The organism is Pseudomonas coronafaciens pv. oryzae str. 1_6, from assembly GCF_000156995.2.
Taxonomy (GTDB): domain Bacteria; phylum Pseudomonadota; class Gammaproteobacteria; order Pseudomonadales; family Pseudomonadaceae; genus Aquipseudomonas; species Aquipseudomonas tremae.
On sequence record NZ_CP046035.1, the window covers coordinates 1580283 to 1605746 of the forward strand.

A 25464-nucleotide genomic window follows, 5' to 3' on the forward strand; every position below is an offset into this window, starting at 1 on the left:
ATGTACGGCTTTGGTCGTAAAACGCCTTCAATAGCCTCTCGGGCCCTGTCAGCTCATCGTGGGTTCTGGTGTCTCTTTCCTGTAACAAGGGTGTAAACGCTTTGTGCCTGGTTGGCAGCGTTGAACATAAGTCAATACATGGGCTGTTCAAATTCATCCGGTCATGCTAAAACCTTCGGAGCGCTGATCTAGCTGCTTGAAAAAGAAGGGAAAAATATGACGAAGTCGGAGTTGATCGAACGAATTGTCACCCATCAAGGGCTGCTCTCATCCAAGGATGTCGAGCTGGCCATCAAGACCATGCTTGAACAAATGTCTCAGTGCCTCGCAACCGGTGACCGAATCGAGATTCGGGGTTTTGGCAGCTTCTCTCTGCATTACCGTGCACCGCGAGTAGGGCGTAACCCGAAGACCGGCCAATCGGTCAGTCTCGATGGTAAATTTGTACCGCATTTCAAGCCGGGCAAAGAGCTTCGAGACCGGGTGAACGAAGATGAAGAAGAGGGCTTTTGAAGCCGCCCACCAAAGGATCAACAGATGCGTATTTTCAAACGAGTCATTCTGATCGTTGCCGTCCTTTTCGTTGCCTTGGCGACAACCGTATTTGTGCTTGAAAATCGGCAGTCCGTTGCCGTGAACCTGTTTGGCTGGTCAGCGCCGGAGCTTCCTTTGGCTTTGCCTGTAGTCATAGCGCTGCTTCTGGGCATGCTCATAGGCCCGTTTCTGGCGTGGATTACCAGCTTTCGTAAAAAACGTTCGCCTTCCGTTCGTTCTGCCTGAGTAGAGTCTTCAGGCCTCTTCGGTTGCTGGTGTGACGATGTCATCTGAAAGCCAGCCGACTTCTCTCCTCGATAAAACGGCACGCCTTGCACGTGTGCTGTAGTGTATTTCAGCACACCATCCGGTTTTTTACCGAAATTCGTACTTATAATATCGTCAGTTTATTCTCGCGTTAGTTGAGTAAATGTTACTGCTGCGCGTAGGAATATTCTCTTTTTAAAACAGAGTGCCCATTCTCAAGGGGCGTACGGCTATAGTTGCATTCAGTGACGATAGCCGTTTCTGTAACAGCGTTGTGTCAAGTCTTGAAAATAAGTTGTTCAAGTGCAGAATGCGCCGAAATAACGGCCCAGGCCTGAAGTCGGATTGTGGCACTCGCCACCGATTCAGGAAGGCAACAAAAGGTAACTGCATGTCTTACCCGGAAATCATTCACCACGGCGCTGTCGATACTGTCACCGGCTCATGCCATCAACTGCTCATGAACAGTTCAAGCAGCCTGTTGATCGACTGCGGTTCGGTCCAGGGGCGCGAAGGGCGGGTCGAGTCAGCATCGTTCGATTTCGACCCCGAGAGCATCAGGGCGCTGCTGGTCACTCACGTCCATAATGACCATGTCGGACGTATTCCCGAATTGCTGGCGGCAGGCTATACAGGGCCGATACTGTGCAGCGAGCCCAGCGCTCACATGCTGCCGCTGGTCATGGAGGACACGCTTAAAATTGCATTCGCCCACGATCCCGCACAGGCCGAGCGACACCTCGAGACCATTAACAAGCGGGTCATTGCGTTGCCGTTCGATAACTGGTTCAGCCTGATCGATCACGAATCGCTGCATTGCAAGGTTCGCCTGCAGCGTGCCGGGCATATTCTGGGTTCGGCATATGTGGAATGCGACCTGCACTACCCGCTGGAAGGGCGCTCCATCCGCGTGGTTTTTTCCGGAGACCTGGGCGCCAGTCATACGCCGTTCCTGCCTGCGCCAAAGCCTCCGGAGCGCGCAGACATTCTGGTTCTGGAAAGCACATACGGTGATCGTCTTCATGAGGATCGCAGTACTCGCCAGCAAGGGCTCGAGCGAATCATTGACAAGGCGCTGGAAGACAACGGCACGGTCCTGATTCCAGCCTTCAGTATCGGTCGTACTCAGGAGTTGCTCTATGAGCTGGAGGACATTCTGCGGCGCAAGATGCTGCTGAGTCAGGCCGGCGAAGGCTCTGCTCGGCTCGACGGCGACGACATCCTGCCTGGCGACTGGTCACGGTTGCCGGTCATTCTCGATTCACCGCTGGCAAGTCGTTTCACGAAGCTCTACCAGTCATTTGAAGATTATTGGGATAACGATGCCCGGCTTCGCTCGGGGGCCGGAAGAAAGCCGTTGGGTTTTGATCAGTTGATCGGTATAGACACTCACGAGCAGCACCTGCGCACCGTCAATTACCTCGCAAGTACTGCGCGTCCCGCCATTGTCATTGCCGGTAATGGCATGTGTGCAGGAGGCAGGATCGTCAATTACCTGAAAGCCATGTTGGGCGACCGTCGACATAATGTGGTGTTTGTCGGTTATCAGGGCAAAGGCACACCGGGTGCAGCCATTCAGTCTCATGGCCCGCTGGGAGGCTACGTCGAGCTGGACCGCGAGCGTTTTGATATTCGTGCGGGTATTCACACCGCCAACGGTTATTCTGCCCACGCAGATCAGGCTGAACTTGTCGAGTTTGTCACTGGTATGAAAGAGTGGCCTGCGCAGGTCCGCCTGGTGCATGGCGAGGCCTCCGCCAAAGAAGCGCTGGGGACTGTGTTATCCCGTAAGTACGCTCTTCAAAAACATGCTGTGGATCTTGTCATTCCCTGACGGTTTTTTATAGGTCCGAGCGGGCGTTCTAGTTGTCTGGCGAAAACGGCCTGTTCATTTTAACCACTCGGCGTTCTGGCATAACTGTTGTAAAGAAGGCGGTTGGAGAAGTGGCAAGATAGATTGAAAATATTTTAGTTGTCAAAAAGAGTCACATAAGGAATATTTGGCCGATTTGGAAGGGCGTTCTTGCATGAGCGATGATGTTGCATTGGTTGCGATAACAGGTGCGACAGGGTTCGTCGGCAGCGCTGTCGTTCGTTATTTGATTGATCGTACCGGTTATTCCGCAAGGGTCGCTGTCCGGAACGCAGGTGCGTATCAGTGTCCTGCGCAACGTGTGGAGGTCGTTCAGGTAAAGTCCCTTGCGCCGGATAATGATTGGGCGGCATTTCTGCGTGGTGCGAAGGTAGTTGTGCATTGTGCAGCGCGCGTTCATGTACTCGCCGAAACTGCTTCCGAGCCAGACCAGGAATATTTTCGCGCCAACGTCAGCGCCACCCTGAACCTGGCCGAACAGGCGGCAGCTGCAGGTGTGAAGCGCTTCATCTTCCTCAGTTCCATCAAGGCCAATGGCGAGGTTACAGCGCCGAACGCGCCGTTCACGGCCGACGACACCTGCAAGCCGCTGGACGCCTACGGCGTTTCCAAGTTGAAGGCCGAGGAGGGGCTGCGCGAGTTGTCTGTCCGAACGGGCCTGGAGGTCGTGATCATTCGCCCGGTGCTGGTCTATGGCCCTGGGGTCAAAGCCAACTTCAAAAGCATGATGCGCTGGCTCGATAAGCGCGTGCCGTTGCCGCTCGGGGCCATTGATAACCGTCGAAGCCTGGTCGCCGTCGACAATCTGGCTGATCTGCTAATGCGCTGTGTCGAGCACCCTGCTGCTGCGGGGCAGACGTTTCTGGTGAGTGACGGGGATGATCTTTCCACCAGTCGGCTCTTGCGTGAGATGGGCAAGGCACTTGGCAAACCGGCCAGATTACTGCCCGTTCCGGCCAGTGTGTTGAAAGGGGCGGCAACGTTGTTGGGCAAGAGCGCGTTTTCCCAGCGTTTATGCAGCTCGTTGCAGGTCGATATCAGTAAAACCTGTACGATGCTGGACTGGCATCCACCTGTGAGTGTTGAACACGCGATGCGCGATACAGCTCGGTATTATCTGGAACATGACAAGCATGATTGAGTGGCTATCGGTAGCGGTGGTTGCGCTCCTGTCTCTGGCGTTGACGGGGTTGCTGCGCAAATACGCACTGGCCAGAAGCCTGATTGATGTGCCCAATGCGCGCAGCTCTCACTCCTTGCCTACTCCCCGTGGTGGCGGCGTTGCCATTGTCATCGCGTTTCTCCTGGCCGTAACGTTGCTGACCGGGATCGGGCACCTGTCAGCGTCTGCTCTTACCGCCATCATCGGTTCGGGAGGCCTGGTGGCACTGGTCGGTTTCATGGACGACCATGGGCACATTGCTGCACGCTGGCGGCTTCTCGGGCATTTTGTCGCTGCCGGCTGGACCTTGTTCTGGCTGGGCGGGCTTGCGCCACTCAGCATCATGGGCTGGAGCTTCGATCCGGGGCTGCTCGGCCAGGTACTTGCCGCGTTCTATCTGGTGTGGATGTTGAACCTCTACAACTTCATGGACGGCATCGACGGAATTGCTGGCGTCGAGGCGGTGACCGTGTGCTTGGGCATGAGCATCATTTATGCATTGGGGGGCCATGTCGGGTTATCGTGGGAGTCTCTGCTGCTGGCCGCTGCTGCGGCAGGTTTTCTGTGCTGGAACTTTCCCCCGGCCAAGATATTCATGGGGGATGCGGGCAGCGGTTTTCTCGGAATCGTCCTCGGTTTGCTATCCATTCAGGGTTCCTGGGCTTCGCCTCAGCTATTCTGGTGCTGGCCGATCCTGCTGGGCGTGTTTATCGTCGATGCGACCCTGACCCTGATTCGCCGATTGTTGCGTAGAGAGAAAGTCTACGAAGCCCACCGAAGTCACGCCTATCAGTTCGCTTCGCGGGATTACGGCAAGCACCTGCCCGTGACGCTGGCCGTCGTGATGATCAATCTTGTATGGCTGCTACCCGTGGCACTGTGGGTAGCGCTGATGGGGGGCGATGGGCTGACATGGACGGCAATTGCCTACGTACCGCTGGTTTGTCTGGCCCTGAGGTTCAGGGCGGGTGAAGCGGAAAGGATGTAACGAAGCGGGTTTCCGGTTGTCTCAGACACGTAGTTGTTTCTCAGGCGCCGGTTCCAGTGATGTTCAACCGGCAGCATAACGGAGCATTAAACAATTGATGAGTAGGTTGCGGTCCAGTTTGCTGGCGTTACCCCGCCGCAAAAAACGGATAATTCAGGTTGCTGCCGACGTGCTGCTCGTCTGGCTGGCTCTGTGGATGGCGTTTGTCGTGCGACTGGGTATCGACGAACTGATCAACCCGCTGGAAAAACACACCTGGCTTTTCATCAGTGCGCCGCTCGCCGCCATTCCCCTGTTTATCCGTTTTGGCATGTATCGGGCGGTCATGCGCTATTTCGGCAATGATGCCCTGATTGCGATCATCAAGGCGGTCACGATGTCATCCCTGATACTGGGGTGCATGGTTTACGTCTACAGCAACCATCAGCAACTGGTCCCGCGCTCGGTCATCTTCAACTACTGGTGGCTGAGCATGGTCATGATCGGCGGTCTACGCCTTGCCATGCGCCAATATTTTCTCGGTGACTGGTTTGCGGCAGCGCAGCACGTGCCCTTTGCCAAAAGTGACAATGGTCTGCAAAAAGTCGCCATCTACGGTGCCGGTGCTGCTGGTAATCAGTTGGTCGCTGCATTGCGCATGGGGCGCCTCATGCATCCCGTGGCGTTCATCGATGATGACGAATCAATCTCCAATCGAGTGATTTCAGGCCTTCAGGTTTATAAGCCGCGAAACATTCAGCGAATGATAGATTCAACCGGCGCTCAAGAGATTCTTCTGGCAATTCCATCATCATCACGTGGGCGGCGTCGGGAAATTCTCGGTTTTCTGGAAGGCTTCCCGCTTCACGTGCGAAGTGTTCCCGGTTTCATGGATCTGGCGGCCGGCAGGGTAAAGGTGGACGACCTCCAGGAAGTCGATATCGCCGACCTTCTGGGACGTGACTCGGTACCTGCGCGGGACAACCTGCTGGAGCATTGCATCAAGGGCAAGACGGTCCTGGTGACTGGCGCCGGCGGGTCGATCGGTTCAGAGCTCTGCCGCCAGATCCTCCTGCTGCAGCCCACCCAGCTGCTGTTGCTGGATCACAGCGAATTCAACCTTTACAGCATTCTTTCCGAGCTTGAGCAGCGTTCGGCGCGCGAATCGCTTTCGGTCAAGTTGCTGCCCATTCTCGGTTCAGTACGCAACCACCCCAAGCTGCTGTCGATCATGAAAACCTGGAGGGTCGACACGGTTTATCACGCGGCCGCTTACAAGCATGTGCCGATGGTCGAACACAACATTGCCGAGGGTGTGCTCAACAACGTGGTCGGTACGCTCAATACCGCCCAGGCGGCCTTGCAATCGGGTGTTTCCAACTTTGTCCTGATCTCTACCGACAAGGCGGTCAGGCCGACCAACGTAATGGGCAGCACCAAGCGCCTTGCCGAGTTGATACTGCAGGCCCTGAGTCGCGAAACGGCGCCGGTCATATTTGGCGACAAGGCCAATGTGTATCAGGTGAACAAGACCCGCTTCACCATGGTCCGCTTCGGCAATGTGTTGGGGTCGTCAGGCTCGGTGATACCGCTGTTTCACAAGCAGATTCAGTCAGGCGGACCTCTGACGGTCACCCACCCGAAGATCACCCGCTACTTCATGACTATCCCCGAGGCTGCCCAGTTGGTCATTCAGGCGGGTTCCATGGGCCATGGCGGTGATGTGTTCGTTCTGGACATGGGCGAGCCGGTCAAGATCATCGAACTTGCCGAAAAGATGATTCACCTGTCAGGTCTGGCCATTCGTTCCGAGAAGAACCCGCACGGTGACATTTCGATCGAGTTTACCGGGCTGCGTCCGGGCGAGAAACTCTACGAAGAGCTGCTGATCGGAGACAACGTCGTCGCCACCGAACATCCGATGATCATGAGTGCGAACGAAGATTACCTGCAATGGGATGTGCTGAAAGGCCGCCTGACAAAGTTGCTGGATGCGGTTGATCGGGACGATTACAACAGTGTGCGTCAATTACTGCGTGAAACAGTCAACGGCTATACACCAGAAGGCGAAATCGTTGACTGGATGTATCAGGAACGCAGCGGAGAACCGTGATTTCCCTCGCTTTTACTGAGGTTTGTCAGGCGCAGACATACGTTGATTGATGTCGAAACAGGTCGCAATGCTCCGTTTCTTTTCCCGAGAGAAACAGTGGTTTAAGTTTTAGGCACAGCATTTGGAGTGCTGCCTTGAACTGCTATGGAGCTTCATCTATGCGAACCCCTTTTTTCAGCTCTCTTGTTTTTGCCTTGCTGACCACAGCCTCGGTTGCGGTCAGCGCCGCCCAACAACCGGCTCAGCCGCCGCCCATGATGACCATGGACGCAGCACCCGCTGTCGTTCATGAGCAGCGCGAAGATCGGGTCAATCTCAACACTGCCGATGCACAAACCCTCCAGAAGCAGCTGGCCGGTATTGGCAAGAGCAAAGCCGATGCCATCGTTGCGTACAGAGACGCCAACGGCGAGTTCACGTCGGTCGATGAGCTGATTGAAGTAAAGGGCATTGGCAAGGCCATTCTGGACAGGAACCGCGATAAGCTGTCCGTTAACTAAGTATTAAAGGCGCCTGAAAAAAGACAGGCCGATCATTGATCGGCCTGTCTTTGGGTGCATCGTTAAATAAGCGTTGATACAGCGACAACGTCCACATCTTCAATGTGTCAGTTTGCGGTTTTTCTCAGCTCCTGTTTGAGGAAGTCGCGTGTCTCGTCAAGAATGCGTTTCGACAACGCGTCGTCGAAAGCGCTGCGCGCTAGTACCAAGCCACCTACCAGAGTAGACAATGTTGGCAAGCTTCTGGATTTGTCACCAGAAGGTGCCTTGTCGAACAGCTCAAGCAAATGAAGAATGATCTTGTCAGTTACCTCGCTGGGTTGATCGCGATGTCCCAGTTCCAGGCACATGCTCGGTAACGGGCATCCGCCATCCGGTGCGTCACGACTGTCAAGAGAAAGATATAGATCAATGAATTCACTGAGCGAGTCCTGTTTGGCGAAAACTTCGCTGGTGATTCCTTTTACCTCGTCGAGGGCGTGATTCAATGCCTGTTCGACCAGATCATCCTTGGATTTGAAATGCGCGTAAAAACCGCCATGGGTCAAGCCGAGTGCTTTCATCAAAGGTTGTAAGCCTGTAGCACCAATGCCGTCGCGCCGAAAGCGCATCGACGCTTCCTTGACGATGCGTTGGTGGGTTTGGGCCTTATGATCGAGCGCGTAACGCATGCGCTGAGTCTCCAGAGATGACCAATGTGTCAGGGCATTTATACATGGATAGGTGAATCGATGCAGCAGGCTTTCGCTAATGATTGCCAGTCGATACCGAATCCTGCGAACCACTTCCGTTTTGAATGTCCAGATAATGTATCAGGCTGGCCTTGGACATTTCACCCAGATGGCTGCCCGTCAAGCGCCCTTCAGGCGAATAGAACAGGGTAGTCGGGAGCGCGACCGAGCCGACTTGCCGGGCAAACTCCCCGTCCGGGTCAAGTAAGCTGTTGCGCAGCGGCAGGCCCTGTGTCGACAGGTAGCGGCTGACTGTATCGGCACTTTCGGCTTGATTGACGAACAGGAATACGATGTCCGTTCGCGCCAGTTGCATATCTCGCAGCACTGGCATTTCCCTTCTGCACGGAGGGCACCATGTTGCCCAAAGGTTTATGACAATAGGCCTGCCTCGGTAGTCAGAGACTCTGACCGGTTTGCCAGTCGTGTCCAGCAGCGTTGTTTCGGGCAGTGGCGCCCCCTGTTGGTAGCTGCTCAGAATCAGGCTGCCCGGCAGCCATACAAGCAGCCCGGTGCCGAGGCCCAACGCTAGCGCACGACGTCGCTTGGGGTGTCGCCAGCCGATGATCAAACCGCCCATCACGGCCCCGATAACACCCGGCCAGACCAGAAAGCCGCCATCCCGGATGTCCAGCGCCTTCCAGGGCGCGTCGCAGTACTCAGCGAAGTAGGCAGCAACGAAGGCCACACGTGCAGTGATGAGGCCAAGAATGAACAGCCCGAATACAGCTGTCTTTTTGGGTTCGACATGGCGCAGGCAACAAGCTTCTATCAGCGTCGCCAGCACAAGGGCCGTCAGCAGTAGCACGTGTGAAACCGCGATGGCGAACGGGCCTGCATTGATACTCAACATTTTGTTTTGGCTCTTGAAAGGCTTTGGTCTGCGCGCGCGATCATGCTCGCAGTTGAAAGCTCGCTGGCCGAGCCTTCGCGCGGTGATGGTATCTCTCGGTGTTTTTTTCGCATAACGCGCAACTGTGCCTGAGTGTGTGGCGGTTGATGGCGTCTGGATAAGCCAGAAAAGCACGGCTCACGACAGAAGGACAATCGGTCGCCAGCCCTTGGTATGCAAGGCGTGCGTAACGTAAAGACATCGCCGCCTTGCAAGTATTGTCCTACAAGCCTTTGACTTCTGCTGCCAATCCCGGAGAATCTGCCGCGCTGTTTTCGAGGGAGGCGCGGAACTGCCCGCTTTTTCGACGCGTCTTCCTTTTTGATAAACCGGCCACGGAGAGTCGACCGGATGAATGATCAGGCTAATGGCGTCGTAGAACGTCTGGACGTAGCTCCCGAGAGCATCGCCTCTTGGAATCGTAATGACACCACCTGGATGCTCGGATTGTTCGGTACCGCCATCGGCGCAGGTACTCTGTTTCTACCCATCAATGCAGGCATTGGCGGTTTCTGGCCACTCATGGCCTTGGCATTGCTGGCATTCCCGATGACGTTCTACGCGCACCGTGGCTTGACCCGGTTCGTGCTGTCCGGACGCGAAGGGGCCGATATCACAGAAGTGGTCGAGCAGCATTTCGGCAAGGGCGCTGGCGCGATGATCACCTTGCTGTACTTCTTTGCAATCTTTCCGATTCTGCTGATCTACAGCGTCGCACTCACCAACACCGTAGGCAGTTTTCTCGAGCATCAGTTGCACGTAATGCCGCCCCCACGTGCGGTGCTGGCTTTTGTGCTGATCATGGGTTTGCTGGCCGTAGTGCGGTGTGGCGAGCGATTCATCGTCAAGGCCATGAGCTTGATGGTGTACCCGTTTATCGTCGCGCTGCTGTTCCTTGCGGTATTCCTCATTCCGCACTGGACCGGCGGTATCCTGAGCACCGCGACCACCTTGCCTGAGCCCTCGGCATTTCTGCCGACCCTGTGGCTGGCTATCCCGGTGATGGTGTTTTCCTTCAACCACACACCGATCATCTCTGCCTTCGCGGTAGACCAGAAACGTCAGTACGGCGAGAACGCTGAGGTGCGCAGTTCGCAGATTCTGGCTCGTGCTCACGGCCTGATGGTGGTGATGGTGCTGTTTTTCGTCTTCAGCTGCGTACTGACCCTTTCACCAGCCCAGTTAGCCGAAGCCAAGGCGCAGAACATCTCGATCCTGTCTTACCTGGCCAACCACTTCAATAACCCGACAATCGCTTTTGTCGCGCCGCTGATTGCGTTCGTGGCCATCTCCAAGTCGTTCCTCGGGCACTACATCGGTGCCAGCGAGGGTCTGAAAGGGCTGGTTTTGAAATCCGGTCGTCGTCCGGCCCCCAAGGCTCTGGACCGGATGACTGCGATGTTCATGCTGGTAGTGTGCTGGCTGGTGGCAACGCTTAACCCGAGCATCCTGGGCATGATCGAAACGCTGGGCGGGCCGGTTATTTCGGCGCTGCTGTTCCTGATGCCGATGTATGCGATCTACAAAGTGCCGGCCATGCGAAAGTATGCAGGCGCATGGTCCAACTATTTTGTAATTGCCGCCGGTCTGGTGGCTATCTCGGCACTGATCTTTTCGCTGACACGCTGAACCTCTGTGAGCTGCGCCGGCGTATCGGTGCAGCTCACGGTCAGGCTGTACGGAGTGCAGTCAATCCACAGGTTCAGGGTATAGCGGCCTGGACAGGTGCATGATGCTTGCGTAGTCGTAAACGTACTGGCGTCCCGCATGGCTGGTCGAACGCAGTTGGTCGATCAGTTGTCGCTCTTTCTTGTTCAGGTACCTCAACGCCGGATCTTGACTGGACTTCAGGCGATCACGTTCATGGGCGTCAGGGAATGCGATGACGTTTGTCATGAAAAATCTCCTTGGGTGTTAGTCCTTGTTCGCTTTGATGTAGCCCCGGTTGCGCTGGTTGTAGCGACGGCCCACCTTACCCATAAAAACTCGGCGCGGGCAACCCCGCAGATGGCCGCTTTGTCACAACGTTTGTGTAATCTCGTAGGATTGTCCTGTGCCGTTGATGACAATCTGTACTGCATCGTCTTCGAATTTGCCCAACAGGCTTTGCCCCAGTGGCGCGCGTGCGGTGATCACCATGATCAGCTGGTCGCCCGCGCTGACCTTTAGGCCTGCAGCATCCGGCCCCAGAAACAGGTAGTGAGTCTGCCCGTCCTGGGCTTCGACGATTATCAGATCACCGGTCTGAATGCCTCGCGATTCATCGAAAGGTTTGAGTGACCACTTCTGATAAAGCGTCAGTGACTGGCGTATTTCCTCTACCCGTCGTGCCTGGCCAGCTGCCAGATAAGAGGCTTCCAGGCCCAGCGTGTCGTATTTGTTTTCAGCGATGTTTTCTTCGTGGGTAGCCGTTTCGTAAGCGGTCTGCGCAGCCCGCTGCGCAACGTCCAGATCAATTTCCAGTTTATCGATGATCAGCTGCAACACGTCCTGCTTGTTCATGAGTTATCCACAATATTGATCGATGCTCGCACGACTTTTCTCGCTCGGAGCGGTGCGATCCTGCTGTATCCAGAAGTCACACTTGGAGCGGCTGAACGTGCGCTGCTGTTGTTCCTGAACCTGCTCGCGGGCCTGCCGGGCCTCGCTTTCACGCAGGCTTTGCTCGTATTTGCGGAACATTTCAGTTTCCGGCTCAGACGGCGGGGTGGTTTTCTGCGCGGGCGGGGCGGTCAGTTGCGCGGCAGCATTTTCCAGCGCCTGGCTTTGCGCGGGCGGCAAGTTCTTGAAGTACAGCATACCCGTGAAAAAAACAGCCATTGCGCCCAGCCAGATGCCCAGTGCAATGCAGACAATCAACTTCAATGACACATACAGGTCGCGACGGCGGGTGGTGGATGGCATGGCTGAACTCCTTTCAGGGCGACAAATGCTCTCGGTATCACGCAGGCGCAGCGTAGCGGCCATAGTCCACGGTAGCGAAGGGTAGATGCAATGTTTTGCGCCGACTGCCTTGCAGTCCGGCGCACGAGCCGTCATACAGTAACCGCATGGCCATTCAAACCATTGATCTTTGATGGTACTTTGCGCTGGGTTTGCATGGCTGACAACGCCTGCGATGTGAGGCAGTCCCCAGATCGAGAGACTGTTCTGGCACCGGCATTCGTTCAAGGAGAGGCATCGTTCATGGTTGAGCACCAATCAATACTTTTCGGTCCGCCCGGTACCAGCAAAAGCCATCGGGCACGAGCGGAAAAAGCACTGGCACTTGGCGTGGACAAGGCGCGTATTGTGCCGCTCACCTTTCATCCCGATTACAGTTACGGCGAATTCGTCGCAAGGCTGCTGCCTACCACCAACAAGAGTGGGCAAATCGAGTACCACGTTCACGCAGGTCCTTTCATCCGGGCGCTGGCGATGGCATTCGCTTACCAGCTTCAAGACTCTGCCGGTCAGGCACCGAAAAACGTTGTGCTGTTACTGGATGAAATCAACCGGGGCAACTGCGCGGAAATATTCGGCGATGTGTTCCAACTGCTGGACCGCGATGAGTCGGGCTGGTCCAGTTACGAGATCAGTGTTTCCGAACTGGTGTTATGTGCTTTCAAAGCAGAGCTTGAACGCGTGCTAGGTCATTCCTGGCCTTATCCTGAGTTGACCGACAAGCTGCAAACCTGTCTGGAATTGCGGCAGCTGTGCCTGCCGCCGAACCTGCACATGATCGGCACCATGAACACCAGTGATGAATCCATATTCTTCATGGACTCGGCGTTCAAGCGGCGTTGGCATTTCGAGTTTTGTGCCGAAGGTTTTGCTCAAGTGCCCGCCGAACAGCGCGATGCACTTATGCCATGGGGGCGGGGTTTGACATGGCAGACGTTCGTGAATGCCTTGAACCGGTTCATCCGTGAACGCTGCACGGCGCCCAGGCTGGATGACAAACTGGTCGGCCCCTGGTTTGTAAAGGCCAGGTGCAGAATCGACAAACAGACCCTGCTTCAGGCACACCCGGCGCATCTGGCTGCACTGGAAGCCAGCGCCAGCAAGTTCGGCGACATGATCAGCGGTGTGCCTGAGAGCAGAGCGTTCGACGAGCAGCACAGGCTTCTGGCAGAAGAGTTGTCTGAAACCGACAAGCAAAGGCTTCTCAAGCATGGCGGTTATGATAAAAGCGCCGAGCTGAAATTCACCGCGATCCGCTCCGGTTCTGGTGTGGCCAATGATTATTATTGCTCCAATCGGAGCCGCAAGAAATACAAGTCCGATGACACGGGCCTGATTGTCGAAGACTACCTGCAAACCCTATCGGTGTTTGAGGTGGGCATAGCCTCCTGTCGCATCGAGCGCACCGATATCGTCGGCAAGTTGTTCTTTTACTTGTGGGACAACGTATTTGATCGAGACAAGTCACCGCTCTGTAATCTGCTCGATCTGAAGCATCAGGAGCTGCGTACCTTCGGGCAGTTTGCGGATCAGGCTGAGCAGTTTGTCGAACGCTTGTGCGCCGGGCCGGTTGAAGCAACTGTGCCGCCGGGCGAAAAGGCAGCCAGCGCCCCGGCAGAAGAAAACTCTACAGCCGAAGAAGTCTGAAGATGCGGCTGGACGAGATCGAACGGGTCGAAAGTGGCAATGAAGTGGGGCTGGTACGCGAACCCGATGGCCGATACTTGCTGAAAGTCCCTTATGGTATGGCAGAGATGGACAGCGCAGAGGCCCTCTCGCTGCTTTACCGCTGCTTTGTAGTTTTTCGCCGAACCCGTCTTGACAGCGATTCGTCGAGCCCCCGTGACGGCACGGAAGACGCTCGGGAAGAGGGCTGTGGGCGTGGTGGCGACAGCGTTTCGTTTCATGATGCGCTCGGGCTCGATGAACTGTTCGACAAGGCTGACCCACGCAGTCTGCTGTCCCTTTGCGAGAGGAGATGCCGCAGCGTTGATGATCCGTATCGCCGATTTGACAGACACCTGCACCGGGCCGTGTTCGACCAAAGTGGCGTGGCTTACCTTGACTATGTTCAGGGACCGCTCAAGACCGGGCAGTTCGGCAAGGCCGATATAGTCGGGCTTTACTGTGTCCTTGCCCTGGATTTCTATCGAGAACTGCTGAAGGTCGATCCGCTTTGCGCCTGGGGTAGTTTTCTTGGCGAAGGGGAGGCCCTGGCAGAGGCTTTTCGACACCGCTACCTCAGTGCCGAGGACTCTCTCTATCGTGGCGATGCCGAGTCGCGTCAGCGCAGTCTGAGTCGTCTGCGTCACTTGTTGCAGTCTATCGATCGATGCGCGGTACCGCGGGACGCCCACTATCATCAGTTGCATGGCGCGCTCGAGTCTTACCTGAATGCTGGCAGTCAGGGGGGCGCCCACTGCGGGCTTGTATGGGGAGTGAACGACTTCTGGGCGGTCTGGGAGTCGATCTGTCTGTGCCATGCGCTGAGCGAAAAGGCGGGTGGCGAAGAGCGCTTTGAAACCTGTGATGACCAGCATCTGCCGCATGGACTGTCGAGTTACGAGTCCCAGTCCCGCTGGGACAGACAACGGCAGAAACTCTTCGCGCGCAACCACATTGAGCGGCGTCCCGATCTGGTGACTCGGGATGACGAGGCCTGGACCATCGTGGATTTCAAGTATTACTCGCGGCCGCGGCTGATGCGGCCCAAGTGGGCCGAGGATGCTGTTCTGGCAAAGGAAGAGCGTGATTTTCTGAATATGGAGGTCTATGGGTTGCTGCTCTGTCACCACCTTGCCAGAGAAGGTTGCAGCGACCATCGGGTAACGCTTGAAATGTGGCTGCCTGGCGAGCAGGCAAAATGGTCCGAGCCTGTGGGTCAGCCAGCATGGGACCCACCTCTGGTGCTCCGTTCATTGCCCACTGTCGACCTGATCCGTGCGTATGCAACACGCTATCAGTGTTCTGCTCTGCTCTGAGCGCCCCCCCACCCACTTGCTTTTGACTTGGGTAAAGGTGGTGGCCACCGACCGTTCTGAACGACAATCAGCGTTTTGCCCTTCAGCCTCAGGAAGCCAGGATGAAAGCCTCGTGGGACATTTTTTGCAGCGTCGTCGATAACTACGGTGATGCGGGTGTGACCTGGCGTCTGGCACGCCAATTGGTTGCCGAACATGGCCTGCAGGTTCGTTTATGGATCGACGATCTGTCGGCGTTCGCTCGGCTGTGTCCTGGTGCCGACGCGGCGGCCGTGCAGCAACAGCATGAAGGCGTCAGCGTTTGCCAGTGGCCAGTGCAATGGGCAAGCACGGTCATTCCTGATGCAGTGATCGAAGCCTTTGCCTGTCGATTGCCGGAGTCGTACACCGAAGCAATGTTGCAACACTCGCCAAGGCCGCTGTGGCTGAACCTCGATTACCTGAGTGCCGAAGAATGGGTGTCAGGCTGTCACGGGCTGCCGTCGCCGCAGTCTAACGGCCTCAAGAAGTTCTTTTTCTTCCCGGGTTTTTCCGACACCACAGGCGGTTTGCTGCGCGAGCGAGACCTTGTGAACAGGCGCCATGCCTTTGAGCATGACAAAGCGGCGCAGCGCGCCTTTCTTGACGGGCTGGGCGTCGAGCCGCAGGAAGATACCCGTCTGATATCGGTGTTTGCCTACGAAAACCCGGGCCTGGGCAGTTGGCTTGACGTATTGGCTAACGATGAACGACCGACACACATGCTGGTGCCGGAAGGCCGCATTCTGGGCGATCTGCAGCGCTGGCTTGGCAGTGAACTGGCGGTAGGCACGACGCAGGTGAGGGGCGCACTCACGGTGCAGGTCTTGCCGTTCGTCAGTCAGGAGCAGTACGACCTGCTGCTGTGGAGCTGCGATTTCAACATCGTGCGCGGTGAGGACTCGTTCGTGCGGGCGCAATGGGCGGGGCGACCGATGCTCTGGCACATCTATCAACAGGAAGACGATGCGCACCTGCCGAAGCTCGATGCTTTTCTGGCACTGTATCTGGACGGGCTTTCGCCCCCTGCCGGACAGGCTTTGAGCCGCTTGTGGCACGGTTGGAGCGCTGGCGGCGACCTTGCCGATAGCTGGAAAGAGCTGATGGCGCACTGGCCTGAAATCGAAAGACATGCCGAGCGCTGGTGCCTGCAACAAGCCGCACAGACTGATCTTGCCACGGCGCTGGTGCAGTTTTATGGAAATTCGCTATGATACGCGACCTTGATATCAGGCTCTGTACGGAAAGTGCCTGTGTAGGCTATTTCTCGTACAGAGCCTTTGGTTAATTCATCCAAATTCGGATATATGCAATGAAAACTGGTAAAGAGCTGAAACCCGGTACCGTGATCCGTCTCGAAAACGATCCTTGGCTGGTTCAGAAAGCTGAGTTCACCAAATCCGGTCGTAACAGCGCGATCATGAAGACCAAGCTGAAAAACCTGCTGACCGGTTACAAGACCGAGATCGTCTACAGCGCCGATGACAAACTGGACGACGTGATCCTCGACCGCAAGGAAGCCACCCTGTCTTTCATCAGTGGTGACACCTACACGTTCATGGACACCACTGACTACACCATGTACGAGCTGAACGCCGAAGACATCGAAAGCGTTCTGCCATTCGTCGAAGAAGGCATGACCGACATCTGCGAAGCCGTTTTCTTTGAAGACCGTCTGGTTTCCGTTGAGCTGCCGACCACCATCGTGCGCCAGGTTGACTACACCGAAGGTTCCGCTCGCGGCGACACCTCTGGCAAGGTCATGAAGCCTGCCAAGCTGAAAAACGGCACCGAGCTGAGCGTTGCAGACTTCATCGAAATCGGTGACATGATCGAGATCGACACCCGCGAAGGCGGTTCCTACAAGGGCCGTGCCAAGTAAGCAGGGTGTTTTGACCCCGTTACGCAAAAAACCCGCATCGCTGCGGGTTTTTTTATGCCTGAAATTCTGCTGAACAGCGGTGCTCAGGCTTCAAGCGGCTTTCACACCGTCACATGCAGGCGCACATCGACGTTGCCACGTGTGGCGTTGGAGTACGGGCAGACCACGTGAGCGGCGTCTACCAGTTGCTGGGCGTCGGCTTGTTCAAGGCCTGGCAGGCTGACATGCAGGTCGATGTCCAGACCGAAACCACCGGGGATCTGGCCGATGCCTACGTGAGCAGTGATCGAGGCGTCTGCCGGGATGCTGCGTTTGCTTTGACCGGCCACGAATTTCAGCGCGCCAATGAAGCAGGCCGAGTAGCCGGCAGCGAACAATTGCTCAGGGTTGGTGGCTGCGCCGCCAGCACCGCCGAGTTCTTTCGGGGTCGCCAGTTTGACGTCGAGAATATTGTCGCTGGAAACAGCACGACCATCACGGCCGCCGGTGGCGGTTGCAACTGCGGTGTAGAGCGTGTCCATGGTGTTTCCTCGTTTTCATGAGTTTGGTTGTGCGCCAAATACTTGCGCGCAAGGTAATCACGCGACAAAGGTATCTCTTGATTAGTTAGTGCGCAAGCTAAATTTTGCGAGGAGTGAAACGCTGCGTTGAATCCCGCCTACAGACTCTGGTGCAGATGGTCACGCAGGTCGAGCAACTGAGCCTGCAGTTCATGGAGTTTTTCCATGCTCAGGCCGCTGGTGGAGAGAATGCAGCCTGGCACGTTCAGGGCCTTGTGCTGCAATGCACGACCTTGTTCGGTCAGGTGCAGCAACACCACACGCTCGTCTTCCTTGCTGCGCGTGCGACTGATGAAGCCTTCACCTTCAAGGCGCTTGAGCAAGGGCGTCAGCGAACCCGGATCGGTCAGCAGGCGCGTGCTGACATCGCTCACGGTCAGACCATCTTTTTCCCACAGCACCATCATGGCCAGGTACTGCGGATAGGTCAGGCCGAGTGCCTGAAGCAAGGGTTTATAGACCTTGGTCATCATCAACGAGGTGGAGTAGAGGGCGAAACATAATTGATTATCCAGCAGCAATAAGTCGCAATCAGCGGACTCAAGGTGGGTCGGGCTCTTGTCGGCACTCATGTCGGATCCTCGTACTCGGTAAACTGAGTTTAACCCAGTGTTGAACTGTTTTAACGCGCTGGATAATTTCCATGCCTGCGAGCTGGCAGCAATGTCATCATGTGTTGTGTATGAAAAAAGACATTATCGGGTGTTGACGCGGACAGGACTGCGCAGCATTTGACCATCGGATGGTTGGGGATGCAGTGTGATTGAAATTGTGATGTTCGTGTTGCTCGGCGCGTTAATGGGCACCTTGGGAGGGTTGTTCGGAATTGGCGGCGGGCTGGTGGCGATTCCGGTACTGGGCGTTTTGTTCGGGCTTGATCAACAGCTGGCTCAAGGCACTGCCTTGTTGATGGTGCTGCCCAATGTGTTGCTCGCGTTGTGGCGCTACAACCAGCGTAACCGGATTTTACTGCGCAACGCACTGATGCTGATCATTCCCAGTTTCTTCATGGCCTGGCTCACGTCGCTGCTGGCCGTACGGGTCGATCCACAAGGCATGCGCCTGGGCTTTATCGCCTTTCTGGTGGTCTTGACTGTGTTTAACGTCGCGCAAATGTATTGGCGTAATAGTCAGGCAGGCACCGGGCTGCGTCATGAGCGCTGGCTGTGGCTGCTGGGTGTCGGTTCCGGCGTCACCGGCGGCTTGTTTGGCGTGGGAGGCGGAGTGGTGGCTACTCCGATCCTGACCAGCATGTTCGGCGCTACGCAGGTGGTTGCGCAAGGGCTTGCTCTGTCGCTTGCGGCTCCAAGCACTGGTATCACATTGGTCACTTACGCGCTGCACGACCACGTCAACTGGTCGATGGGTATCCCGTTGGCGATCGGCGGTCTGGCCAGCATCAGTTGGGGTGTAAAGCTGGCGCACTCGTTGCCGGAGCGCACGTTACGCCTGATGTTCTGCGTGTTTCTGGTGCTGTGCGCAGTGATTCTCGCGCTTAAAGTCTGAGCCCTTCGGGACCACCCGCTCAAGTTTCGAGCGGGCAGTTGATCTGGCACGCTTTGGTCAGCGTCTGACCTGTTTCAGGGTTTCGGCAATCAGGAACGCCAGTTCCAGCGACTGATCGGCGTTCATGCGCGGGTCGCAGTGCGTGTGATAGCGGTCCGATAGGCCGTCTTCAGTGATCGGTCGGGCGCCGCCGATGCATTCGGTGACGTTCTGACCGGTCATTTCGATGTGGATGCCTCCGGCGTATGTGCCTTCTGCCTGATGCACCTGAAAGAACTGCTTCACTTCGCCGAGGATCTGCGCGAAGTCGCGGGTCTTGTAACCGCTGCTGGCCTTGATGGTATTGCCATGCATCGGGTCGGAGCTCCACAGCACCTTGCGGCCTTCGCGCTCGACCGCACGAATCAGCTGTGGCAGGTGATCGCCGACCTTGTTGGCACCCATACGCGCGATCAGGTTCAGACGTCCCGGGTCGTTGTCCGGGTTGAGCGTGTCGATCAGGCGAATCAGGTCTTCGGTGTTCATGCTCGGGCCGACTTTTACTCCGATCGGGTTGTTCACCCCGCGCAGGAATTCAACGTGCGCGCCGTCCAGTTGCCGGGTGCGATCGCCGATCCATAACATGTGCGCCGAGCAGTCGTAGTAATCGTTGGTCAGGCTGTCGCGCCGCACGAAGGCTTCTTCATAGTTGAGCAACAACGCCTCATGGGCGGTGAAGAAGCTGGTTTCGCGCAGTTGCGGCGAGCTGTCCATGCCGCAGGCGCGCATGAATGCCAGGGTTTCGTCGATACGACCCGCCAACTGGCTGTATTTGTCGGCCAGCGCCGAGTTAGCGATAAAGTCCAGATTCCACTTGTGTACCTGATGCAGGTCGGCAAACCCGCCCTGAGCGAAAGCGCGCAACAGGTTGAGGGTGGCAGTGGACTGGTTGTAGGCCTGGATCAGGCGTTCCGGATCCGGCACGCGGCTTTTTTCGTCGAAGCCGATACCGTTGACGATGTCACCCCGATACGCAGGAAGCGTCACGCCGTCGATGGTTTCGTCATTGGCCGAGCGTGGCTTGGCAAACTGTCCGGCCATGCGTCCGACCTTGACGACTGGGCAGCCGGCGGCAAAAGTCATGACGATTGCCATCTGCAACAGCACCTTGAACGTGTCGCGAATCTTGGCCGCAGAAAACTCCATGAAGCTTTCTGCGCAATCGCCGCCTTGCAACAGAAACGCCCGACCCTGGGTGACTTCGGCAAACTGGCGACGCAACTCGCGGGCTTCGCCTGCGAATACCAGCGGCGGGTAGCTGGCCAGCGTCTGTTCGACCTTCAGCAAATGCTCTGTGTCAGGGTATAGGGGTTGCTGTTGAATCGGCATTGCCCGCCAGCTGTCGGGGCTCCAGGGTTGGCTCATCATTGGCTCTTGGGTTGCGCAATCGGACAGGCATGTTAGCAGTTCGTCGTCACGCTGCCAGCGTGGCGCAGATCACTGGAAAGGTGTTGCAGCCTGCAAAGTGTGACAAAACGGTGCGCTTGCCCGACAATTCGAGCTTTGCGCCCGGTGCGGCCCAGGACCAGGAACGGTGATGACGGAAGAGCGTGAGCGCGTAGAACGAATTCTGGCTGAGGTCCATGACGACTTCGGCATGATCCGCGTGCTGGAGGTGGAGGATTACCGCTTCCTCGAGTTCGGCGATGCAATTGAACAGAGTTGCACCTTCACGGCTGACCCGAGCTGGCTGGAGTATGACTACACCCGTGCGATGTTGATCGGCGCCTTGTGCCACGAGGCGCCGGAGAGCGCATTGTTTCTCGGTCTGGGCGCCGGGACGCTGACCCAGGCCTGCATGAAGTTCCTGCCGCTGGAAGATGTGGAAGTGATCGAACTGCGTCCCGACGTGCCACGTCTGGCGATGGAGTTCATGGGGCTGGATGATGACCCTCGGCTGTACATCCGCATCGGCGACGCGCTGGATCTGCTGCACAGCGCGGAACCGGCTGATCTGATCTTTGTCGACCTGTATACCGATGTCGGGCCTGGCGTCGGGCATCTGGCCTGGAATTTTCTGCAGAGCTGCCAGCAGCGTCTCACGCCCGGCGGCTGGCTGATCATCAACCAGTGGGCGACCGACGATGGCAAGCCGCTGGGCGCGGCGCTGCTGCGTGGTCTGTACCATCGTCATTACTGGGAGCTGCCGGTCAAGGAGGGCAACGTGATTCTGATCGTGCCTGCCGATCTGGATCAGGTGCTTGATATCGAGGCGCTCAGCGTGCGTGCCGAAGCACTTGCACCACGTTTGGGGTACTCGCTGGCTTCATTGATCCGGGCTGTCCGTTCAGCGACCTGACAAGCCTGGCGATGCGCCGATTGTGCGGAAACTCGGGTGGGACAATTCGCCACACCCTGCAGGGCGCGATACCGGTCATCCGAAGGAATAGATTAAACGTTTAAGCGGCAATGCCCGTAATCTCTGGTCCGCGCTTTGGCGAGGGCCTGTCGCGCCGCTGGCCAATGCCAGCTTTTGCACTCGCAGGGCGTAATGTTTCATAAAAAAAGACTCACCAAGGTGCGTATTTCCGGTATAGTGCGCGCCGGCCTTAACACGGCCCTCGTCGAGGTATTGCAGTTCCCCGAAGCCAGCTTCGGTCGCTTGTTCGCATAGCGGACTAGCCTGGACGATCCATTCATCAAACGTTTTCGCAAATCCCCGCCGACAAAGCAGCCAGGGTGACCTCAAGGTCGTACACGGCACGCGCAGCTTTGAAGCATGGGTCTTTGCGGATGCACTAGAGGCAGACCCATGACCCAGGAAATCGGCGGCTTCGCCGCTCTCGAACTTCATCCAAATATCGTTGCAGCTGTCGTCGCCACTGGCTACGAAGAGCCTTCGGCCATCCAGCAGCAATCGATCCCGATTATTCTCGCCGGTCACGACATGATCGGTCAGGCGCAAACCGGTACGGGTAAAACCGCCGCGTTCGCACTGCCTATCCTGCACCGGATCGACCCGAGCAAGCGCGAGCCGCAAGCACTTATCCTGGCCCCGACCCGCGAGCTGGCACTTCAGGTTGCCACCGCGTTCGAGACCTACGCAAAACAAATGCCGGGCGTGACCGTTGTAGCGGTCTACGGCGGCGCGCCTATGGGCCCTCAGCTCAAGGCCATCCGCAATGGCGCACAGATCGTCGTCGCCACTCCGGGCCGTCTCTGCGACCACCTGCGTCGTGACGAGAAAGTCCTGGCGACCGTGAACCATCTGGTTCTCGACGAAGCGGACGAAATGCTCAAGCTGGGCTTCATGGACGACCTCGAAGTCATCTTCAAGGCCATGCCTGAAACCCGCCAGACCGTCCTGTTCTCGGCCACCTTGCCGCAATCTATTCGTGCCATCGCCGAACGCCACCTGCGTGACCCGAAGCACGTCAAGATCCAGACCAAGACCCAGACCGTTACCGCGATCGAGCAGGCTCACCTGCTGGTTCACGCTGACCAGAAGACCTCGGCTGTATTGAGCTTGCTGGAAGTCGAAGACTTCGACGCCCTGATCATGTTCGTCCGCACCAAGCAGGCGACCCTGGACCTGGCAAGCGCCCTTGAAGCCAAAGGCTACAAGGCTGCTGCACTGAACGGCGACATCGCCCAGAACCAGCGTGAGCGCGTCATCGAATCCCTCAAGGATGGCCGTCTGGACATCGTTGTTGCGACCGACGTTGCCGCCCGTGGTCTTGACGTTCCTCGTATCACCCACGTATTCAACGTGGACATGCCTTACGATCCTGAGTCCTACGTTCACCGTATCGGCCGTACCGGTCGTGCAGGTCGCGAAGGTCGTGCACTGTTGCTGGTGACTCCTCGCGAGCGCCGCATGCTGCAGGTGATCGAGCGTGTTACCGGTCAGAAGGTTGCGGAAGTCCGCCTGCCGGATGCCCAGGCCGTTCTGGATGCTCGCATCAAGAAACTGACCAACAGCCTGTCGCCGCTGGTTGCCGATGCCGAATCGACTCATGGCGATCTGCTGGATCGTCTGACTGCCGACATCGGTTGCAGCCCGCGTGCCCTCGCTGCTGCACTGCTGCGCAAGGCTACCAACGGTCAGGCTCTTACCCTGGCAGCCATCGAGCGTGACCGTCCGCTGGTTCCGAACAACGCCCCTCGCGGTGATCGTCCAGAACGCAGCGGCAGCAGCGACCGTGGTGATCGTCCAGAGCGCGAGCGTCGTGCGCCTGTTCCATTGGCCGAAGGTCGTGCACGTTGCCGTACCGCGCTGGGTGCGCGTGATGGCATCGCTGCCAAGAACCTGCTGGGCGCCATCCTCAACGAAGGCGGCCTGGCCCGCGAAGCCATCGGCCGTATCCAGGTTCGTGACAGCTTCAGCTTGGTAGAACTGCCGGAAGATGGTCTTGAGCGTCTGTTGACTAAGCTCAAGGACACCCGCGTTGCCGGCAAGCAGCTCAAACTGCGTCGCTATCGCGAAGACTGATCCGCTCTTGAGCTGATCGGCACATAAAAAATCCCCGACTGGTTCGGGGATTTTTTTATTCCGGATTCTGCAGTGCCTGCGTTGTTCAGGGTCAGTCGAACCGATAGATGTCCATCCCTAGCGCGCCCATGGTGAAGCCTTGGTGAGCAATGCTGAAAGCGCCCCCTGCGCCTCGGGCGAAATACAGCGGCAGCAGATGTTCATCACTTGGATGCGCACGTTTGGCATGCGGGGCGAGGGTGCGGTAGTGGTGCAGGGCTGCTTCATCGTCGTCATGCAGCTTGTCTACCATCCAGTTGCGAAACTCCACAGCCCAAGGCTCGGCGCTTCCCGGGCTCGCGTTCCAGTTCAGATCCCGCAGGTTATGGGTGATGCTGCCTGAGCCGATAATCAGCACGCCTTGTTCTCGAAGCCCGGCGAGCGCTTTGCCCACTTGTGTCTGCAGCGCTGGCCCCTGACGGCTTGGCAGTGAGACCTGCACCACAGGGATGTCGGCGTCCGGGTACATTAGCGACAAAGGCACCCAGACCCCGTGATCAAATGGCCTTCTGCTGTCGATGCGTGCCGTCAGACCATCCGCTGCGAGCAGTTCGACGACCGTCCGGGTCAGCTCCGGCAGCCCCGGTGCGGGGTATTGCACCGCGAACAGCTCGGCTGCAAAGCCGCCAAAGTCATGCCAGGTCTCGGGTTGAGGGTTGCCGTTTACAATAAGCTCGTGGCTTTCCCAGTGCGCAGACACCATCACGATGGCGCGAGGTCTGGGCAGGCTGGCAGCCAGTTGCCTGAGGGCAGGGCCGCTCTCGCCGGGCTCCAGGGCCAAGGTAGGGGAGCCGTGGGAAATGAAGAGGCTGGGGAACATTCAAAGCTCCAGAAAATGAGGATGAACCATAGTCGTTCATCCTCATGATCTAAATCTAATATAAGTTCCAGCGGTTTTTTATCGGGTATTTAGATGTTTAGCCGCGACGGCGCAGTGCCTCGATGCGTTGCTCCAGCGGCGGGTGGCTCATGAACATGCCTGCCAGGCCTTTCTTGAGGCCGGCGTTGATGCCGAACGCCGTCAGGCTGTCAGGCATGTTCACCGGTACGCCCTGTTCTGAGCGCAAGCGTTGCAGAGCGCCAATCATTGCGTCAGTGCCTGCCAGTCGGGCACCCGCGTCATCAGCGCGGAATTCCCGTTTGCGCGAGAACCACATGACAATCGCGCTGGCCAGGAAACCCAACACCAGTTCGGCGAAGATCGTCGTGATGTAGTAGGCAATACCCTGACCGTTCTCGGTCTTGAAGATCACCTTGTCGACGAAATTGCCGATAATGCGGGCGAAGAACATCACAAAGGTGTTCACCACACCCTGCACCAAGGCCAGCGTGACCATGTCACCGTTGGCAACGTGGCCGATCTCGTGCGCCAGTACAGCTTTCACTTCATCCGGCGAAAAGCGCTCGAGCAAGCCCTGGCTCACTGCTACCAGTGCGTCGTTCTTGTTCCAGCCCGTGGCGAATGCATTGGCTTCATAGGCCGGGAAAATACCGACTTCCGGCATCTTGATGCCTGCGTCGCGAGACAATTGTTCGACGGTCTGCAGCAACCATTGCTCATGGCGAGTGCGAGGCTGGGTAATGATCTGAGTGCCGGTGCTCATTTTCGCCATCCACTTGGAGATGAACAGCGAGAACAGCGAGCCCGCGAAACCGAACACAGCGCAGAAAACCAGCAGCTGATTGAGGTTTAGATCAACCCCGTTGGCCGCCATGAACCCATTGAAGCCAAAAAGGCTCAAGGTGATGCTGGCAATCAGCACGACCGCAAGGTTAGTGGCCAAAAACAGCAAAATGCGCATCATGGTCGAAACGTTCTCCTCAGGTAAATATGTAACTCGATGCCGGGTATATAAGGTGATGACCGTCGCTATTCAACACAGGGACTATTTCAAACTGTGTCCTGCCGTCGCAATCAATGGTAATCCGGGAAAGCTGAACAGCGCCTGAGCCAGAGTGGTCGATGCCTGAAGGGGTGGAGGCTGTGCCTGAAGACAGTTTTTGCGGGATAGAAATAAACTGCCC

At 57.0% G+C, this 25464-nt stretch carries 25 protein-coding genes; 15 read left to right on the top strand and 10 right to left on the bottom strand.

The genetic code is table 11. From position 1 onward, the window contains the following. Positions 1 to 216 precede the first annotated feature (216 nt). From ihfB to POR16_RS07110, 7 genes are all read left to right on the top strand, one after another. Complete coding sequence (gene ihfB / locus POR16_RS07080) at positions 217 to 513, top strand: integration host factor subunit beta (protein WP_002554561.1); 297 nt, start codon at positions 217 to 219, stop codon at positions 511 to 513. A gap of 24 nt (positions 514 to 537) precedes the next feature. After that, positions 538 to 780: a LapA family protein gene (locus POR16_RS07085; protein ID WP_005889759.1), complete on the top strand. Its 243-nt coding sequence runs from the start codon at positions 538 to 540 to the stop codon at positions 778 to 780. 412 nt (positions 781 to 1192) lie between these two features. Continuing rightward, positions 1193 to 2635 (top strand): MBL fold metallo-hydrolase, encoded by a 1443-nt coding sequence (locus tag POR16_RS07090; protein ID WP_005889760.1) that lies wholly within the window; start codon positions 1193 to 1195, stop codon positions 2633 to 2635. A gap of 193 nt (positions 2636 to 2828) precedes the next feature. Next, positions 2829 to 3815, top strand: coding sequence for a UDP-glucose 4-epimerase family protein (locus tag POR16_RS07095; RefSeq protein ID WP_024669877.1), 987 nt, complete (start codon positions 2829 to 2831; stop codon positions 3813 to 3815). Further along, on the top strand, positions 3808 to 4824 hold the full coding sequence (locus POR16_RS07100) for an MraY family glycosyltransferase (RefSeq protein ID WP_122381180.1): 1017 nt from the start codon (positions 3808 to 3810) through the stop codon (positions 4822 to 4824). Before POR16_RS07095 ends, POR16_RS07100 begins: the two co-directional genes overlap by 8 nt. Positions 4825 to 4921: 97 nt before the next feature. Next, on the top strand, positions 4922 to 6916 hold the full coding sequence (locus POR16_RS07105; RefSeq protein ID WP_005889765.1) for a polysaccharide biosynthesis protein: 1995 nt from the start codon (positions 4922 to 4924) through the stop codon (positions 6914 to 6916). Between the two features lie 158 nt (positions 6917 to 7074). After that, positions 7075 to 7416 carry a ComEA family DNA-binding protein gene (locus POR16_RS07110; protein ID WP_005889766.1) on the top strand — a complete coding sequence of 114 codons (342 nt, stop codon included), beginning with the start codon at positions 7075 to 7077 and terminating at the stop codon, positions 7414 to 7416. Between the two features lie 107 nt (positions 7417 to 7523). Here the strand turns inward: POR16_RS07110 and POR16_RS07115 are convergent, their stop codons facing one another. Next, the gene (locus tag POR16_RS07115) at positions 7524 to 8087 is read right to left on the bottom strand and encodes a TetR/AcrR family transcriptional regulator (protein WP_005889767.1); all 564 of its coding nucleotides are present in this window, start codon (positions 8085 to 8087) and stop codon (positions 7524 to 7526) included. 76 nt (positions 8088 to 8163) lie between these two features. Then, complete coding sequence (locus POR16_RS07120; protein ID WP_005889768.1) at positions 8164 to 9000, bottom strand: TlpA disulfide reductase family protein; 837 nt, start codon at positions 8998 to 9000, stop codon at positions 8164 to 8166. 390 nt (positions 9001 to 9390) lie between these two features. On the opposite strand from POR16_RS07120, the gene POR16_RS07125 reads away from it, so the two are divergent. Then, on the top strand, positions 9391 to 10668 hold the full coding sequence (locus tag POR16_RS07125; protein ID WP_024669874.1) for an aromatic amino acid transport family protein: 1278 nt from the start codon (positions 9391 to 9393) through the stop codon (positions 10666 to 10668). A 60-nt stretch (positions 10669 to 10728) separates the two neighbouring features. Here the strand turns inward: POR16_RS07125 and POR16_RS07130 are convergent, their stop codons facing one another. The 3 genes from POR16_RS07130 to POR16_RS07140 form a co-directional block, all read right to left on the bottom strand. Beyond that, complete coding sequence (locus POR16_RS07130) at positions 10729 to 10935, bottom strand: hypothetical protein (protein ID WP_002554553.1); 207 nt, start codon at positions 10933 to 10935, stop codon at positions 10729 to 10731. A gap of 123 nt (positions 10936 to 11058) precedes the next feature. Continuing rightward, positions 11059 to 11541, bottom strand: a complete 483-nt coding sequence (locus POR16_RS07135) for a GreA/GreB family elongation factor (protein WP_005889773.1) — start codon at positions 11539 to 11541, stop codon at positions 11059 to 11061. 3 nt (positions 11542 to 11544) lie between these two features. Next, positions 11545 to 11943 (bottom strand): hypothetical protein, encoded by a 399-nt coding sequence (locus POR16_RS07140; RefSeq protein ID WP_005889775.1) that lies wholly within the window; start codon positions 11941 to 11943, stop codon positions 11545 to 11547. 282 nt (positions 11944 to 12225) lie between these two features. Here POR16_RS07140 and POR16_RS07145 point away from each other — a divergent pair, with 282 nt between their 5' ends. The 4 genes from POR16_RS07145 to POR16_RS07160 all read left to right on the top strand — a co-directional run bounded on the left by POR16_RS07145 (position 12226) and on the right by POR16_RS07160 (position 16863). Further along, on the top strand, positions 12226 to 13629 hold the full coding sequence (locus POR16_RS07145; RefSeq protein ID WP_005889777.1) for an McrB family protein: 1404 nt from the start codon (positions 12226 to 12228) through the stop codon (positions 13627 to 13629). 2 nt (positions 13630 to 13631) lie between these two features. Beyond that, positions 13632 to 14963, top strand: a complete 1332-nt coding sequence (locus tag POR16_RS07150) for a hypothetical protein (protein ID WP_005889779.1) — start codon at positions 13632 to 13634, stop codon at positions 14961 to 14963. A gap of 101 nt (positions 14964 to 15064) precedes the next feature. Further along, positions 15065 to 16195 carry an elongation factor P maturation arginine rhamnosyltransferase EarP gene (gene earP, locus POR16_RS07155; RefSeq protein WP_005889781.1) on the top strand — a complete coding sequence of 377 codons (1131 nt, stop codon included), beginning with the start codon at positions 15065 to 15067 and terminating at the stop codon, positions 16193 to 16195. Positions 16196 to 16293: 98 nt separating this feature from the next. After that, a complete protein-coding gene (locus POR16_RS07160; RefSeq protein WP_005889783.1) occupies positions 16294 to 16863 on the top strand; it encodes an elongation factor P in 570 nt (189 codons plus the stop codon). A gap of 101 nt (positions 16864 to 16964) precedes the next feature. Here the strand turns inward: POR16_RS07160 and POR16_RS07165 are convergent, their stop codons facing one another. Further along, the gene (locus POR16_RS07165; protein WP_005889785.1) at positions 16965 to 17384 is read right to left on the bottom strand and encodes an organic hydroperoxide resistance protein; all 420 of its coding nucleotides are present in this window, start codon (positions 17382 to 17384) and stop codon (positions 16965 to 16967) included. 137 nt (positions 17385 to 17521) lie between these two features. After that, positions 17522 to 17995: a MarR family winged helix-turn-helix transcriptional regulator gene (locus POR16_RS07170; protein ID WP_005889787.1), complete on the bottom strand. Its 474-nt coding sequence runs from the start codon at positions 17993 to 17995 to the stop codon at positions 17522 to 17524. 187 nt (positions 17996 to 18182) lie between these two features. Here POR16_RS07170 and POR16_RS07175 point away from each other — a divergent pair, with 187 nt between their 5' ends. Further along, positions 18183 to 18929: a sulfite exporter TauE/SafE family protein gene (locus tag POR16_RS07175; RefSeq protein WP_024669868.1), complete on the top strand. Its 747-nt coding sequence runs from the start codon at positions 18183 to 18185 to the stop codon at positions 18927 to 18929. A 57-nt stretch (positions 18930 to 18986) separates the two neighbouring features. Here the strand turns inward: POR16_RS07175 and POR16_RS07180 are convergent, their stop codons facing one another. Beyond that, positions 18987 to 20333, bottom strand: a complete 1347-nt coding sequence (locus POR16_RS07180; RefSeq protein ID WP_024669867.1) for a class II 3-deoxy-7-phosphoheptulonate synthase — start codon at positions 20331 to 20333, stop codon at positions 18987 to 18989. 172 nt (positions 20334 to 20505) lie between these two features. Here POR16_RS07180 and POR16_RS07185 point away from each other — a divergent pair, with 172 nt between their 5' ends. Both POR16_RS07185 and POR16_RS07195 read left to right on the top strand, forming a co-directional pair. After that, positions 20506 to 21267, top strand: coding sequence for a spermidine synthase (locus tag POR16_RS07185; RefSeq protein WP_005889793.1), 762 nt, complete (start codon positions 20506 to 20508; stop codon positions 21265 to 21267). Positions 21268 to 21720: 453 nt separating this feature from the next. Further along, positions 21721 to 23400: a DEAD/DEAH box helicase gene (locus tag POR16_RS07195; protein ID WP_024690061.1), complete on the top strand. Its 1680-nt coding sequence runs from the start codon at positions 21721 to 21723 to the stop codon at positions 23398 to 23400. A gap of 91 nt (positions 23401 to 23491) precedes the next feature. On the opposite strand, the gene POR16_RS07200 is transcribed toward POR16_RS07195, so the two are convergent. Both POR16_RS07200 and htpX read right to left on the bottom strand, forming a co-directional pair. After that, positions 23492 to 24259 (bottom strand): DODA-type extradiol aromatic ring-opening family dioxygenase, encoded by a 768-nt coding sequence (locus POR16_RS07200; RefSeq protein ID WP_005889800.1) that lies wholly within the window; start codon positions 24257 to 24259, stop codon positions 23492 to 23494. A 97-nt stretch (positions 24260 to 24356) separates the two neighbouring features. After that, complete coding sequence (gene htpX / locus POR16_RS07205; RefSeq protein ID WP_005889801.1) at positions 24357 to 25244, bottom strand: protease HtpX; 888 nt, start codon at positions 25242 to 25244, stop codon at positions 24357 to 24359. Positions 25245 to 25464: the final 220 nt, after the last annotated feature.

Excerpts from the sequence above, each read along its gene's own strand:
- ihfB (WP_002554561.1), top strand. The coding sequence starts at position 217 with ATGACGAAGTCGGAGTTGATCGAACGAATTGTCACCCATCAAGGGCTG.
- POR16_RS07085 (WP_005889759.1), top strand. The coding sequence starts at position 538 with ATGCGTATTTTCAAACGAGTCATTCTGATCGTTGCCGTCCTTTTCGTT.
- POR16_RS07090 (WP_005889760.1), top strand. The coding sequence starts at position 1,193 with ATGTCTTACCCGGAAATCATTCACCACGGCGCTGTCGATACTGTCACC.
- POR16_RS07095 (WP_024669877.1), top strand. The coding sequence starts at position 2,829 with ATGAGCGATGATGTTGCATTGGTTGCGATAACAGGTGCGACAGGGTTC.
- POR16_RS07100 (WP_122381180.1), top strand. The coding sequence starts at position 3,808 with ATGATTGAGTGGCTATCGGTAGCGGTGGTTGCGCTCCTGTCTCTGGCG.
- POR16_RS07105 (WP_005889765.1), top strand. The coding sequence starts at position 4,922 with ATGAGTAGGTTGCGGTCCAGTTTGCTGGCGTTACCCCGCCGCAAAAAA.
- POR16_RS07110 (WP_005889766.1), top strand. The coding sequence starts at position 7,075 with ATGCGAACCCCTTTTTTCAGCTCTCTTGTTTTTGCCTTGCTGACCACA.
- POR16_RS07115 (WP_005889767.1), bottom strand. The coding sequence starts at position 8,087 with ATGCGTTACGCGCTCGATCATAAGGCCCAAACCCACCAACGCATCGTC.
- POR16_RS07120 (WP_005889768.1), bottom strand. The coding sequence starts at position 9,000 with ATGTTGAGTATCAATGCAGGCCCGTTCGCCATCGCGGTTTCACACGTG.
- POR16_RS07125 (WP_024669874.1), top strand. The coding sequence starts at position 9,391 with ATGAATGATCAGGCTAATGGCGTCGTAGAACGTCTGGACGTAGCTCCC.
- POR16_RS07130 (WP_002554553.1), bottom strand. The coding sequence starts at position 10,935 with ATGACAAACGTCATCGCATTCCCTGACGCCCATGAACGTGATCGCCTG.
- POR16_RS07135 (WP_005889773.1), bottom strand. The coding sequence starts at position 11,541 with ATGAACAAGCAGGACGTGTTGCAGCTGATCATCGATAAACTGGAAATT.
- POR16_RS07140 (WP_005889775.1), bottom strand. The coding sequence starts at position 11,943 with ATGCCATCCACCACCCGCCGTCGCGACCTGTATGTGTCATTGAAGTTG.
- POR16_RS07145 (WP_005889777.1), top strand. The coding sequence starts at position 12,226 with ATGGTTGAGCACCAATCAATACTTTTCGGTCCGCCCGGTACCAGCAAA.
- POR16_RS07150 (WP_005889779.1), top strand. The coding sequence starts at position 13,632 with ATGCGGCTGGACGAGATCGAACGGGTCGAAAGTGGCAATGAAGTGGGG.
- earP (WP_005889781.1), top strand. The coding sequence starts at position 15,065 with ATGAAAGCCTCGTGGGACATTTTTTGCAGCGTCGTCGATAACTACGGT.
- POR16_RS07160 (WP_005889783.1), top strand. The coding sequence starts at position 16,294 with ATGAAAACTGGTAAAGAGCTGAAACCCGGTACCGTGATCCGTCTCGAA.
- POR16_RS07165 (WP_005889785.1), bottom strand. The coding sequence starts at position 17,384 with ATGGACACGCTCTACACCGCAGTTGCAACCGCCACCGGCGGCCGTGAT.
- POR16_RS07170 (WP_005889787.1), bottom strand. The coding sequence starts at position 17,995 with ATGAGTGCCGACAAGAGCCCGACCCACCTTGAGTCCGCTGATTGCGAC.
- POR16_RS07180 (WP_024669867.1), bottom strand. The coding sequence starts at position 20,333 with ATGAGCCAACCCTGGAGCCCCGACAGCTGGCGGGCAATGCCGATTCAA.
- POR16_RS07185 (WP_005889793.1), top strand. The coding sequence starts at position 20,506 with ATGACGGAAGAGCGTGAGCGCGTAGAACGAATTCTGGCTGAGGTCCAT.
- POR16_RS07195 (WP_024690061.1), top strand. The coding sequence starts at position 21,721 with ATGACCCAGGAAATCGGCGGCTTCGCCGCTCTCGAACTTCATCCAAAT.
- POR16_RS07200 (WP_005889800.1), bottom strand. The coding sequence starts at position 24,259 with ATGTTCCCCAGCCTCTTCATTTCCCACGGCTCCCCTACCTTGGCCCTG.
- htpX (WP_005889801.1), bottom strand. The coding sequence starts at position 25,244 with ATGATGCGCATTTTGCTGTTTTTGGCCACTAACCTTGCGGTCGTGCTG.